Here is a 12,931-nt window from a genome sequence, read left to right on the forward strand (position 1 = left end):
GTGTCGGCCGCCGCCGCCGCGTCCTTGCCGGCGATGGCGTCGACGATCGGTTGGCCGACGATCTCGCGGCCTGGGCGACCTTGTTGACCAGGGGCCGGTCGTGGCCCACGCCGTCCTTCGTGCTGGCCGCGATGGCCTCGACGAGGTCCTTCGGGTACGTGGCGGTGCCCTCCGGGTTGGCCCAGACCGAGGTACGCGCGCCCGGCACGCCGGACTTCTGCTGCGCGAGCGTCTGCTCCTTGCTGGTCGCCCACTCGACGAACTTCCAGGCGTTGCTCTGGTTCTCCGAGTTGTCGTTGATGCCCAGCGCCCAGGAGGGAATGTTGTACGGCTTGGAACCGGCGGGTCCGGCCGGGAAGGGCGCGAAGCCGACGGTCTCGGAGACCTTCGACTTGGCCGGGTCGGTGGCGTTCTTGTAGAGCGAGTTCGCCTCGGTGTAGAACGCGGCCTTGCCCTGGGTGAAGATGGCCATCGCCTCGGGCCAGCTCATGTCGGTGCTGACGTTCGCCGGGCCGTGGTCCTTGAGGAGCCCGCCGTAGTACGCGTACGCCTGCTTGGCCTGCTCGCTGTTGACGGCGGCCTTGCCGCTGCCGTCGACGAAGTCACCGCCGAAGCTGTAGAGGAAGCTGGAGAACTGGGTGACCGCCGGCGACTTGCCGGTCCGCGCCACGAAGCCCGCGATGCTCGGGTCGGCAGCCTTGATCTTGGCGGCGGCCGCCTTGAGCTCGTCGAGGGTCTTCGGTGGGGCGGTCAGGCCGGCCTTGGCCAGCAGGTCCTTGCGGTAGTAGAGGACCTCCTGCTCGGTGATGATCGGAACGCCGACCGCCTTGTCCTCGTACGAGGTGGCGTCGACCGGGCCGGCCTGGAAGTCGCTGAAGTCCCAGTCCTTGTTGGACTTCACCTTGTCGGACAGGTCGGCGAGGTACTTGTTCTTGGCGAACAGCTTCCCCTCCTGCAGGGGGCGGTACATCATCACGTCGATGTCGCTGGAGCCGGCGTTCAGCTTGACGTTGTACTGGTCGGAGAGCTGGTCCTCGCCGAGCTGCGTGACCTCGACCTTCAGGCCGGTCTGCTTCTCGAACTCGGGCAGGGCCTGCTTGATGTTCTCCGTCCACACGTGGTTGGCCAGGGTCACCCGCACGGTCTTCGACGAGGCGCTGTCGTCGCCGTCGCCGCCGCACGCCGACAGGCCCATGGCGGCAACCACGGCCAGAAAAGTTCCCAATATGGATCGACGCCGCACGTCCATCTCTCCTTCTGTCGTGGTCGCCGCTTCGGGGGTAGAGCGCGACCTCGCTGTTAACGTCCGCTTAACGTCCGGATGCTAGGCCGATAAAGCGGATTTATTCAAGGGGTGATCTTCAACTGATATGCTCCAACGCGTGGACCGGTCCTCATCAGGGGTTGCAGCCGTCCAGAAGGCCCCTGCCGAGGCCGGGCTGCACGCACAAGTTCTCGACCACCTCGGCACCGCCATCTGCGGCGGCCAACTGACGCCCGGCTCCGTCCTCAACATCGACGAGCTGGTCGACCGGTACGGCGTATCCCGCTCGGTCGTCCGCGAGGTGCTGCGGGTGCTCGCCGCCATGGGGTTCATCGAGACCCGCCGCCGGGTGGGGGTGCTGATCCGGCCGACACGCGACTGGAACGTCTTCGACCCGCAGGTGATCCGTTGGCGACTGGCCTCGGAAGGCCGGATGGCGCAGATGCGCTCGATCACCGAACTACGGACGGCCGTCGAGCCGCACGCCGCCTGGCTGGCCGCTCGCCGGGTCGACCACGACGAGGCGAGCGACCTCGTCGGGTTGGCGGCCAAGATGTGGGCCGCCGGAAAAGCGGGGGACGAGGAGCGCTTCCTCCACCTCGACATCGAGTTCCACCGGCGGGTGCTGGCCGCCTCCGGCAACGAGATGTTCGTGAAGCTTCAGGACCTGGTGGCGGAGGTGCTCACCGGCCGGCACCACTACGACCTGATGCCGCACTACCCGCACGAGCAGGCCCTCCAGCTGCACGCCGACGTGGCGCAGGCGATCCAGCGCCGCGACGGGGACCGCGCCCGCGCCGCCATGGTCCAGATCATGGAGCAGGCGTTCGGCGAGATGAAGTCGATGTGGGAGCAGACCGGCGAACCCGGCCAGGGCTGAGCACGACCAGGGCTGAGCACGACCAGTCGGCGCCGCCGGAATGTGACAGACGCACCTCTGCGTGACCCGTCCCCGACCCCAACGGAGCCTGCTGATGACCGACATCTCCGTGCGTCCCATGGCCACCGCCGACGCCGAGCGGGTCCTTGCCATCTACCAGGCCGGGCTCGACGCCGGCGACGCGAGCTTCGAGGTCGCCGCGCCCGCCTGGCCGGCGTTCGACGCCGCGCGGCTGGCCGCGCACCGCTTCGTGGCCGTCACCGGCGAGGGCGCCGTCCTCGGCTGGATCGCCGTCGCACCGACCTCGACCCGCGCGGTCTACGCCGGCGTGGTCGAACACTCCGTCTACGTCGACCCGACCGCACACGGGCGCGGGATCGCCCGACTGCTGCTGGACACGCTGATCGCCTCGACCGAAGCTGCCGGCATCTGGACGATCCAGTCCGGAGTCTTTCCGGAGAACACCGCCAGCCTGGCCCTTCACGAGCGGGCCGGGTTCCGCGTCGTCGGAGTTCGCGAGCGGATCGGTCGCCAGCACGACCGCTGGCGGGACGTCGTCCTGCTGGAACGCCGCAGCCCCACCATCACCTGACGAGCGGCATCGTTGCCGCAGCGGCCGCGCCACGGCTGACGCGCGTCAGTCCAGGCAGAACTCGTTGCCCTCGGGGTCGGCCATCACGATGAAGCCGGCGCTCAGCGGGGGAGCGGGCTCGTCGCGGCGTACCCGCTTCGCGCCCAGCGCGACGAGCCGGTCGCACTCGGCCTCCAGCGCCGCCATCCGCTCCTCTCCCTGGAGCCCCGGGGCCACCCGGACATCGAGGTGGACGCGGTTCTTGGCGACCTTGTCCTCCGGCACCTGCTGGAAGAACAGCCGTGGGCCGTGCCCGTCCGGGTCCTCGATGGCCGATCTCGTGTTGCGCTCCTCCTCCGGTACGCCGATGCGCGCGAGGAAGTCGTCCCACGCGGCCAGCGGGTCGGCGCCCTCGGGCAGATCGACTCCGGGCGGGCCGGGGAGGACGTAGCCCAGTACGTCGCGCCAGAAGGACGAGAGCGCCCGCGGGTCGTGGGCGTCGAAGGTGACCTGGATGTGGCGGCTCATCGGGTGCTCCGTTCGTGGCGGGTGTCGTGGGTCGCGCAGCAAGGCAGACCGTCATCCAGGGCCACCCTGCCATGCCCGGCGGACAGAATCGGTCCGCTATCGCGGGACTCCCCGACGAAGGTCAGGTGTGTACCTTGTAGAGGTCCGACGCGGCGATGGGAGGCCCGGTGACCGGCCTGAGCGGGGAACTGTCAGCGGCGGACCGAATCGACACCACGGTCGCGCACCCGGCCCGCAGGTACAACTACCTGCTGGGTGGCAAGGACAACTTCGCCGCTGACCGGGAGTCCGGCGAAGCCCTCGCTGCCGCGATGCCCACCGTCCGGCTGGCCGCCGTCGAGAACCGGATGTTCCTCCAACGTGCGGTGCGTTTCCTGGCGCGGCAGGGCGTCCGGCAGTTCCTGGACATCGGCACCGGCATTCCGACCGCCGACAACACGCACGAGGTCGCCCAGGCGATCGACCCGTCAGCCCGGGTCGTCTACGTCGACAACGACCCGATCGTCCTCGCCCACGCCCGCGCGTTGCTGAGCAGCACGGCCGAGGGCCGGACCGCGTACCTCGACGCCGACCTGCGCGAGCCGGACACGATCCTCACCCATCCGGATCTGCGGACCACGTTGGACCTGTCCGAGCCCGTCGCGCTGATGCTGGTGGCGATCCTGCACTTCATCCGTGATGACGAGGACCCCAAGGGCATTCTCGACCGGCTCGTCGCCGCGCTCCCGGCCGGCAGCTACGTGGTCGCCTCGCACGTCACCTGGGAATACCTGCCCCCGAGCGTGACCGCCAAGCTGGAAGCCAGCAATCATGACGGCCGGTTCCGCGCCCGGAGCACGGAGCAGTTCGCCGACCTGCTCGACGGGTTGGACCTCGTCGACCCGGGCATCGTGTCCGTGGCGCGGTGGCACGCGGATGACGCACCGCAGCCTCGTCCGTCCGTGCAGGACGTGTCCTTCAACGGCGCCGTCGCCCGCGTCGTGCGATAGCGGCAGCGGCGGCTGACCGACTGCGGCGTCGGGCCCGCGAACAGGTGGCCCGGGCGCCCGACTCGGTGCGGCGGTGGTTCAGCCGGGACGTCTGCGCGTACTGGTGAGCGTGGCCAGCAGCCCGGGATGGTCGGTCGCCCCGCGCATTCCTATCGACCGTCGGCAACAGATCGTGACGTCGGTTGTCGCCATGACGTGTTGTAGCGCGCCGTCGTCGATCCGCAGGTAATCCGGGGGCACGCAGGACTGCACGACGGGGTGGTGGTCATGTCGGAGGTTGAGGTCGCCGCTCAGCACCGTGGGCGCGTACCCGTTGTTGCCGCGGATCGCCGGCACGACCGTGTCGAGCAGGTGACGGCACTGGGCGAGCGCGATGGTGCCGCTGGTGGCCGCCAGATGTGTCGTGCAGGCGTGCACCGCGCCCGGAACGTGGATGCAGAGCCAGGCGCGTTCCTCGGGGTCGGCGACGTCCTGCGTCGGGTAGATCCCGCTGCGCACCGTGTACGGGGTGGTCACCGCCTTGAGGCGGGTCAGCAGGCCGATGCCGTACGGCTCGCCGTTGCGGCACCGGGTGACGGCGCCGCTGGGACGGTCGCCGGCAGCCTGGAAGGCGGACACGACGGCGCCGCCGGGGTGGACGTTGCCGAACGCTCGCTCGAGTGCGGCCACATCGCCCCGGCAGATCTCGTTGAGGGAGACCACGTCGGGTGCCTCCGCGCTGATCACCTCGGCCGCCGCGGTCACCGACCGACCCGTGTAGCAGCCGGCGCGGCCGCTGTTGCAGAGGTTCATCTGGAGCACCCGCAGGGCCGCGGACTGGGTCGTGGCGGCCGCCGACGACCCGGCCGGCACCGCCCCAACGGCGATCAGGCACACGACGGCCAGTGCCCGGCGGGCCGTCCGGTACCGACGGTCGGCCACGCGCCGTCCAAAAAAACTGACCAAGGACGGAATCGCGCGGCGAACAGCACCTCCGGGGGCCGCGGTGACGTCGACGGCGGGCTGCTCGGGCACGCGGACTCCGGATGACGCGGGCGACAGTCTTCGCCGAGGTGCCAGCGATCCTACCGCCGGAGCATCGCTGGAAGCACCGTTGCGCGCGGGCCGTGTGGGGCGCGGAGCCCCACACGGCCCAGTGGTCGGTACAGCCGGACCGGTGGGTCAGCGGCGCGGCTTGGGTGCGATGCGGGGCAGGACGTACGGCGGGCCGGCGAAGATCAGGTCGGACTTCAGCTCGTGGTACGCCCGCTTGGGCTGGTAGTTCTCGTCGTAGATGGTGGCCATGCCCTGCGGCGGCTCGTTGAACCAGCCCGGCACCCAGGAGTGCCGGTCGGTGAAGCCCCAGACGGTGTACGACAGGCAGCTGCGTACGGCCAGGCAGGCCTTCATCAGCACGCTGAAGTTGGCGGCCGACGCCTGCAACCGGGGGTTGATCTCGGCCGAGTTGCCGGCCTGGACCGCCTCGGTCAACTCGCTGCGAACGTCGACCTCGGTGAACGCGGTGGCGACACCGAGCGAGGTGAACTTCTTCAGCGCGGCGGTCACCTGGAGGGTGTCGTAGTTGCCGTACTGCGTACCCAGGTGGCCCTGGGAGCCGATGCCGTCGACCGGGACGCCCTGGGCGCGCAACCCCTTGACCATGTCGTAGACGAACTGCGACTTGTCGTCGGCGGGGTTACCGGAGCCGAACGCCTCGATGTTGTAGTCGTTGTAGAACAGCAGCGCCCGGGGGTCGGCGGCCCGAGCCCAGCGGAACGCGTCGGCGATGTAGCCGGGCCCGAGGTTCTGCGCCCAGAAGCCCTTGTAGTGCAGGGTCGACGGGGTGTCCCACGGGTCGCTGACGGCCTCGTTGACGACGTCCCACTGCCAGATCTTGCCCTTGTAGCGGCTGACCACGGTGGTGATGTGCTTGCGCAGCAGCTCGCGCAGCTCCTGCTTGCTGATGGAGCCGTCGGCGACGCCGCTGGTCAGCCAGGTGGGCAGCTGGCTGTGCCAGACCAGCACGTGGCCGCGCACGCTCTGCTTGTTGCGCCGGGCGAACTCGACGAGCTGGTCGGCCGCGGCCCAGTCGTACACGCCGCGGGTGGGCTCCAGGCTCTCCCATTTCATCGCGTTCTCCGCGGTGACCGAGGAGAACTCGGAGGCGGCCAGTCTGCGGTACTGCGGGTCGTTGGCGTCGTTGAGGGCCGCCAGGTCCACCGCGGTGCCGACCTGGAGGCCGTGGCGCTGCCCGAGAGCGCCCAGGCTCTGGGCAGTGGGATCGTACGGCCGGTTCGCGGTGGCGGGCACCGCGTTCAGTGCCGCGACGGTCGCGACCGCGACCGCGCCGACAGTGATCCACCGTCGTTGCTTCATCTGCCTTCCTTTCGGCACCAATCGATATTGGTCGATCATGAAATGGAGGGTGCGGGCATGGTGCTGGCGGGCTGGGAGCGGGGGCGGTGCCGGGTGTCCGGGGCCTCGGGCCGACCGTGGTGGCGCGGACAGCTTCTGCGAGCGGGGACCGGAAACTTGCCCGAAACGTTAAGGCCGTCGATGCACCCCGTCAAGCGCGAACACTTCCGGAAATCCATTACGTGACCTGCGCGGCCCCCGTGGTGCTGGCTCCGAAACTTTCGAGGGTGGGATGCCGCTGGCAGGTCGGGAGGCGGCGTGGCCGACCGATCATGGCCGCGCGGGCCATCGTTGCGGGCCAACTGCCGCTCGCCGCGCCCAGGGCGCCGTTCGCCGCACCGGGTCGACCGCTCCCGGCGACTGTGTCGTCGCTCAGGTCGCGGCCCCGAACTGCGAGAACTACAGTCGGCAGGAGCGCATCCAATCGATCACCACGCATGTTTTGGTGAGGAGCGAGCCGATGACTGTCCCTGCCGGCGTCGAGGTCACGGGCCCGATGCACCCCCGGTACGACGAGATCCTCACCCCGGAGGCACTGGCCTTCCTCGCCGATCTGCACCGCGCCTTCGATTCGCGTCGCCAGAACCTGCTCGCGCTGCGCCGACAGCGTGAAGCCGAGCTGGCCAACGGCGGGCTGCTGGACTTCCTGCCCGGGACCCGGGAGATCCGCGAGGCCGACTGGCGGGTCGCCGAGCCGGCACCCGGCCTGGTCGACCGCCGCGTCGAGATCACCGGCCCCACCGACGCGAAGATGACCATCAACGCCCTGAACTCCGGCGCGAAGGTGTGGCTGGCCGACCACGAGGACGCCAACACCCCGCTCTGGGAGAACGTCATCTCCGGCCAGCTCAACCTGCGCGACGCCATCGACGGCAAGCTCGCCTTCACGTCCCCCGAGGGCAAGCAGTACGCGTTGCACGACGGCCAACTGGCCACGATCGTGGTCCGACCGCGCGGCTGGCACCTCACCGAGAAGCACATTCTCGTGGACGGTGAGCGCACCTCCGGCAGCCTCGTCGACTTCGGGCTCTACTTCTTCCACTGCGCCCGCCGGCAGCTCGACCGCGGCGCCGGGCCCTACTTCTACCTGCCCAAGATGGAGAGTCATCTCGAAGCGCGACTGTGGAACGACGTGTTCCTGACCGCTCAGGAGAGGCTCGGCATCCCTCGCGGCACCATCCGGGCCACCGTGCTGATCGAGACCTTCCCGGCCGCCTTCGAGATGGACGAGATCCTCTACGAGCTGCGGGAGCACTCCGCCGGGCTGAACGCCGGCCGGTGGGACTACATGTTCAGCGTGATCAAGAAGTTCCGCACCCGGGGCGCGGACTTCCTGCTGCCGGACCGGAACGCGGTGACGATGACCGTGCCGTTCATGCGGGCGTACACCGAACTGCTGGTGCGGACCTGCCACCGGCGCGGCGCGCACGCCATCGGCGGGATGGCCGCCTTCATCCCCAGCCGACGCGACCCGCAGGTCAACGAGACCGCCCTGGCGAAGGTCCGCGACGACAAGACCCGCGAGGCCGGTGACGGTTTCGACGGCTCCTGGGTGGCCCACCCCGACCTGGTGCCGATCTGCCGGGAGGTCTTCGACACGGTGCTCGGTGACCGGCCGAACCAGCTCGACCGCACCCGCGACGACGTGCGGGTCACCGCCGCCGACCTGCTCTCCGTGCGCGCCACCCCGGGCCCGCATAGCGAGACCGGGCTGCGCAACGCGGTCAGCGTCGGCGTGCAGTACCTGGCCAGCTGGCTGCGCGGCTCCGGCGCGGTGGCCATCTTCAACCTGATGGAGGACGCCGCCACGGCGGAGATCTCCCGCAGCCAGGTGTGGCAGTGGCTGCACAACGACCTCACCCTCGACGACACCGGCGCCCGGGTCACCCGTGAGCTGGTCGAGCGCATCGCCGACGAGGAGATCGCCAAGCTACCCGGCGACCCGGACGACTACGCCGCCGCCCGGACGCTGTTCATGGAGGTCGCCGTCGCCGACGACTTCGCCGACTTCCTCACCGTGCCGGCGTACGAACGGATGCCCTGACGACGACCGACCCGACGCGCGGAGGTGGGCGATGAGCACAGCCGGAACGGACCTCGAAGCTCTCACCGCCGCCCTGCGCGCCGCCATCGGCGCGGATCGGGTGATCAGCGACCGACAGCAGCTGCGCACCTACGAGTGTGACGGGCTGGCCCAGTACAAGGTGGTCCCGGCCCTCGTCGCGCTCCCCGCCGACGCCGCGCAGTGCGCCGCCGTGGTTCGCGCCTGCGTCGCCGCCGACACCCCGTTCGTGGCCCGCGGCTCCGGCACTGGGCTCTCCGGAGGCGCGCTGCCGCACGCCGACGGCGTCCTGATCGTCACCTCGCAGATGCGGGAGATCCTGGAGATCGCGCCGGCCGACGAGCGGGCGGTCGTGCAGCCCGGCGTGATCAACCTGGCGGTCACCCGGGCCGCCTCCCCGCACGGCTGGTACTACGCGCCCGACCCGTCCAGCCAGCAGATCTGCTCCATCGGCGGGAACGTGGCCGAGAACTCCGGTGGCGCCCACTGCCTGAAGTACGGCTTCACCACCAACCACGTCACCGGCGTCGAGCTGGTCGCCCCCGACGGCGACCGGGTACGCCTCGGCGGCCGCGCGCCCGACGCCCCCGGCTACGACCTGCTCGGAGCGTTCGTCGGCTCCGAGGGCACCCTCGGCATCGCCACCGAGGTGACCGTGCGACTGACCCGGCTGCCCGAGTCGGTGCGTACGCTGCTGGCCGCCTTCGAGAGCACCGACCAGGCCGGCGCGGCCACCTCGGCGATCATCGCGGCGGGAGTGGTGCCGGCGGCGGTGGAGATGATGGACGCGCTGGCCATCTCCGCCGCCGAGGAAGCCGTGCACTGTGGCTACCCGGCCGGTGCCGGCGCGGTGCTCATCGTCGAGCTGGACGGACCGGAGCCGGAGGTGGCCGCCCAGTTCGACCAGGTCGTACGGCTCTGCCGGGACAACCGGGCGTTCGAGATCCGGATCGCCGCCGACGACGCCGAGCGGGCGCTGTTCTGGAAGGGCCGCAAGTCCGCGTTCGCCGCCGTGGGGCGGATCAGCCCCGACTACATCGTCCAGGACGGGGTCATCCCGCGCACCGCCCTGCCCGCCGTCCTGCGCCGCATCGGTGAGCTCTCCGCCGAACGCGGCATCCGGGTCGCCAACGTCTTCCACGCCGGCGACGGCAACCTGCACCCGCTCGTCCTGTTCGACGCGTCCGTGGACGGGCAGACCGAACGCGCCGAGGAGGTCTCCGGCGCGATCCTCGACCTCTGCGTCAGCCACGGGGGGTCGATAACCGGCGAGCACGGCGTCGGGATGGACAAGGCGAAGTACATGCCGCGCATGTTCACCGACGACGACCTGGACACCATGCAGTTGCTGCGCTGCGCGTTCGACCCGGCCGGCCTGGCCAACCCGGGCAAGGTCTTTCCGACGCCCCGGCTCTGCGGGGAGATCCCCGGTCGACGCAAGGGGGTCCATCCGGCGCAGGAAGCCGGCCTGGCGGAGGCGTTCTGATGCCCACCGACGCGATCCTCGACCAGCTCCGCGCCGCCGCCGAGACCACGACCGACGGCCGGCGCCCGGACGGCTCGGAGTCGGTCCGGCCGGCCGGCGAGCACGACGTGATCGCCGGGATGCCCGCGCGCTACGTCGCCACACCCCGCGACACCGCCGGAGCCGCGACGCTGCTGCGGACGGCCGCCGCCCTCGACCTCGCGGTGACGGTCCGCGGCGCGGGCACGAAACAGTCGTGGGGAAGCCCACCCTCGCGACTCGACCTGATCCTCGACACCACCGCGCTGGCCGGGGTGGTCGAGCACGCCGCCGGTGACCTGATCACCGTGGTCCGGGCCGGCACCCGCCTCGACGAGCTGGCCGCCACCCTGGCCGGCGCCCGCCAGCAACTCGCCCTCGACGCGCCGCTGCCCGGCGGCACCGTCGGCGGGGCGGTCGCCACCAACGCCAGCGGACCCCGCCGGATGCTCTACGGCACCGTGCGCGACCTGATCATCGGGGTCACCCTGGTCCGCGCCGACGGGGTGGTCGCGCACGCCGGCGGCAAGGTGGTCAAGAACGTCGCCGGCTACGACCTGGCCAAGCTGGTCACCGGCGCGTACGGCACGCTCGGACTGATCACCGAGTGCGCGTTCCGGCTGCACCCGCTGCCGACCGCGGTCGCGTACGTCACCCGCCGCACCGACGATCCCGCGGAGGCGGGACGGCTCGCCGGCGCCGTACGCGCCGCGCAGCTCGTGCCCACCGCGCTGGAGGTGGACGCGCCGGCCGGTGGGGGAGCGGCGGTGACGGTGCTGCTGGAGGGCACCGCCGCCGGGGTGGCTGCCCGCGCCGAGGCGACCTGCCGGCTGCTCGGCGTCGACGCCACCGCCGCCGACGAGCCTCCGGACGGCTGGGGACGGTACCCGTGGCGGGACGGCGACACCGGGCTGAAGCTGACCGCCACGCTTTCCTGCGTACCGCGACTGCTGGCCGACGCCCGGGCGGCGGCCGACCGGCGCGGTCTGCCGCTCGCGCTGCGCGGCTCGGCCGGCGTCGGGGTGCTCTACGCCGGACTGCCCGGCACGGCCGACCCGGAGCAGGTCGCCGGCCTGGTCGACGCGCTGCGCACGGCGAGCGCCGCCGTCGCCGGGCACACCGTGGTGCTCACCGCGCCCCCGCCCGTGCGGGACCGGGTGGACCTGTGGGGGCCGGTCGACGGTCTGGCGCTGATGCGCCGGGTCAAGGAGCGCTTCGACCCCGATGCCCGGCTCGCGCCCGGCCGATTCGTGGGAGGGATCTGAGATGTCCGTTCCCCAGCAGCCCGACCCCCGCGACCTGACGAGCCCCGGTCGGCCCTCCGTCCCCGCGCCGCTCTCCTCCCCGGGCGGAACGCGCCCGGCCAGTGGACCCCGTGACGTGCTCGGCCTGGCCGGCCAACCGCCCGGCGAGGGCGCGTTCGACGCGCACCACCCGCCCGCCGCCGAGCTGGTCGCGGAATGTGTGCACTGCGGGTTCTGCCTGCCCACCTGCCCCACCTACGTGCTGTGGGGCGAGGAGATGGACTCGCCGCGCGGGCGGATCTACCTGATGAAGGAGGGCCTGGAGGGCGAGCCGCTGTCCGACTCCATGGTCACCCACTTCGACCAGTGCCTCGGCTGCATGTCCTGCGTCACCGCCTGCCCGTCCGGCGTCCGCTACGACCGCCTCATCGAGGACACCCGGCAGCAGGTCGAACGCCGACACCACCGCGGGCCCCGGGAACGGGCGCTGCGGGCGGCGATCTTCGCGATCTTCCCGTACCCGCGGCGGCTGCGGCTGCTGCGCGGTCCGCTGCGCGCGTACCAGGCCAGCGGGGTGCGCCGGCTGGTCCAGCGGACCGGGCTGCTGCCGCGGCTGGCGCCCACCCTGGCGGCGCTGGAGTCCCTCGCCCCCCGGCTCCGCAGGGCGGCACGCCCGCCGCAGCGGGTGCCCGCGGTCGGCCCCCGGCGGGCGGTGGTCGGCATGCTCACCGGCTGCGTACAGGGTGCGTTCTTCCCCGAGGTCAACGCCGCCACCGCCCGGGTCCTCGCCGCCGAGGGCTGCGACGTGGTCATCCTGCCCGACCGGCAGGGCTGCTGCGGCGCGCTGAGCGTGCACAACGGACGCGAGGCGGAGGCGCAGCGCTTCGCCCGCCGGATGCTCGACACGTTCGCCGCCGCCGGCATCGACTTCTTCGTGGTCAACGCGGCGGGCTGCGGCTCCACCCTGAAGGAGTACGGCGACCTGCTCCGGGACGACCCCCGGTACGCGGCGCTCGCCGCCGACTTCGCCGGCAAGGCGCGTGACCTGTCCGAACTCCTCGACGAGCTGGGCCCGGTCGCCACCCGGCACCCGCTGCCGGTGACCGTCGCCTACCACGACGCCTGCCACCTGGCCCACGCCCAGGGCGTCCGCGCCCAGCCACGCCGGCTGCTGCGCGACATCCCCGGGCTGGAGCTGCGGGAGATCGCCGACCCGGAGATCTGCTGCGGATCGGCCGGGATCTGGAACGTGCTCCACCCCGGGCCGGCAGCCGAACTCGGCGACCGCAAGGCCCGCACCGTACTGGCCACCGGGGCGCGGCTGCTCGTCACCGCCAACCCGGGCTGCCTCATGCAGGTCGCCGCCGCGGTGACCCGCGCCGGCGGCGAGATCGCGCTGGCCCACACCGCCCAGGTCCTCGACGCCTCCCTCCGCGCCCGCCCGGTGGAGGAGCTGCTGTAGGGCCGAACTCACCCACCATTCCCGAGCGTCGAG

Annotated in this window: 11 protein-coding genes; 7 read left to right on the forward strand and 4 right to left on the reverse strand. The window is 71.5% G+C overall.

The window, feature by feature from the left end:
• On the reverse strand, window positions 1-1,195 hold a 1,195-nt coding region (locus tag EAD89_RS08205; protein WP_199733442.1), incomplete at its 3' end, for a sugar ABC transporter substrate-binding protein.
• A gap of 187 nt (window positions 1,196-1,382) precedes the next feature.
• Between EAD89_RS08205 and EAD89_RS08210 the strand changes: the two genes are divergently transcribed.
• On the forward strand, window positions 1,383-2,144 hold the full coding sequence (locus EAD89_RS08210) for a FadR/GntR family transcriptional regulator (RefSeq protein ID WP_233578327.1): 762 nt from the start codon (window positions 1,383-1,385) through the stop codon (window positions 2,142-2,144).
• A gap of 94 nt (window positions 2,145-2,238) precedes the next feature.
• The gene (locus tag EAD89_RS08215) at window positions 2,239-2,736 is read left to right on the forward strand and encodes a GNAT family N-acetyltransferase (protein ID WP_121675308.1); all 498 of its coding nucleotides are present in this window, start codon (window positions 2,239-2,241) and stop codon (window positions 2,734-2,736) included.
• Between the two features lie 45 nt (window positions 2,737-2,781).
• Here EAD89_RS08215 and EAD89_RS08220 read toward each other — a convergent pair whose 3' ends face one another.
• Entirely contained in the window at window positions 2,782-3,243 is a 462-nt protein-coding gene (locus EAD89_RS08220; RefSeq protein WP_121657076.1) for a VOC family protein, read from the reverse strand.
• A gap of 155 nt (window positions 3,244-3,398) precedes the next feature.
• Here EAD89_RS08220 and EAD89_RS08225 point away from each other — a divergent pair, with 155 nt between their 5' ends.
• Window positions 3,399-4,232 (forward strand): SAM-dependent methyltransferase, encoded by an 834-nt coding sequence (locus EAD89_RS08225; RefSeq protein ID WP_121675309.1) that lies wholly within the window; start codon window positions 3,399-3,401, stop codon window positions 4,230-4,232.
• 78 nt (window positions 4,233-4,310) lie between these two features.
• On the opposite strand, the gene EAD89_RS08230 is transcribed toward EAD89_RS08225, so the two are convergent.
• The gene (locus tag EAD89_RS08230; protein ID WP_199733443.1) at window positions 4,311-5,153 is read right to left on the reverse strand and encodes an endonuclease/exonuclease/phosphatase family protein; all 843 of its coding nucleotides are present in this window, start codon (window positions 5,151-5,153) and stop codon (window positions 4,311-4,313) included.
• A gap of 240 nt (window positions 5,154-5,393) precedes the next feature.
• Window positions 5,394-6,587: an endo-1,4-beta-xylanase gene (locus tag EAD89_RS08235; protein ID WP_121675310.1), complete on the reverse strand. Its 1,194-nt coding sequence runs from the start codon at window positions 6,585-6,587 to the stop codon at window positions 5,394-5,396.
• A 499-nt stretch (window positions 6,588-7,086) separates the two neighbouring features.
• On the opposite strand from EAD89_RS08235, the gene aceB reads away from it, so the two are divergent.
• The 4 genes from aceB to EAD89_RS08255 are packed head-to-tail and all read left to right on the forward strand — an operon-like array spanning window position 7,087 to window position 12,898.
• Window positions 7,087-8,670 carry a malate synthase A gene (gene aceB, locus EAD89_RS08240; RefSeq protein ID WP_121657079.1) on the forward strand — a complete coding sequence of 528 codons (1,584 nt, stop codon included), beginning with the start codon at window positions 7,087-7,089 and terminating at the stop codon, window positions 8,668-8,670.
• Between the two features lie 31 nt (window positions 8,671-8,701).
• The gene (locus tag EAD89_RS08245; protein WP_121675311.1) at window positions 8,702-10,174 is read left to right on the forward strand and encodes an FAD-linked oxidase C-terminal domain-containing protein; all 1,473 of its coding nucleotides are present in this window, start codon (window positions 8,702-8,704) and stop codon (window positions 10,172-10,174) included.
• Window positions 10,174-11,457 (forward strand): FAD-binding oxidoreductase, encoded by a 1,284-nt coding sequence (locus tag EAD89_RS08250; RefSeq protein WP_233578335.1) that lies wholly within the window; start codon window positions 10,174-10,176, stop codon window positions 11,455-11,457. The genes EAD89_RS08245 and EAD89_RS08250 overlap by 1 nt, the downstream gene beginning before the upstream one ends.
• 1 nt (window position 11,458) lies before the next feature.
• Window positions 11,459-12,898 (forward strand): (Fe-S)-binding protein, encoded by a 1,440-nt coding sequence (locus EAD89_RS08255; RefSeq protein ID WP_121675312.1) that lies wholly within the window; start codon window positions 11,459-11,461, stop codon window positions 12,896-12,898.
• Window positions 12,899-12,931: the final 33 nt, after the last annotated feature.

Source organism: Micromonospora sp. BL4, from assembly GCF_003667505.1.
In the GTDB taxonomy this organism is placed as follows: Bacteria; Actinomycetota; Actinomycetes; order Mycobacteriales; family Micromonosporaceae; genus Micromonospora.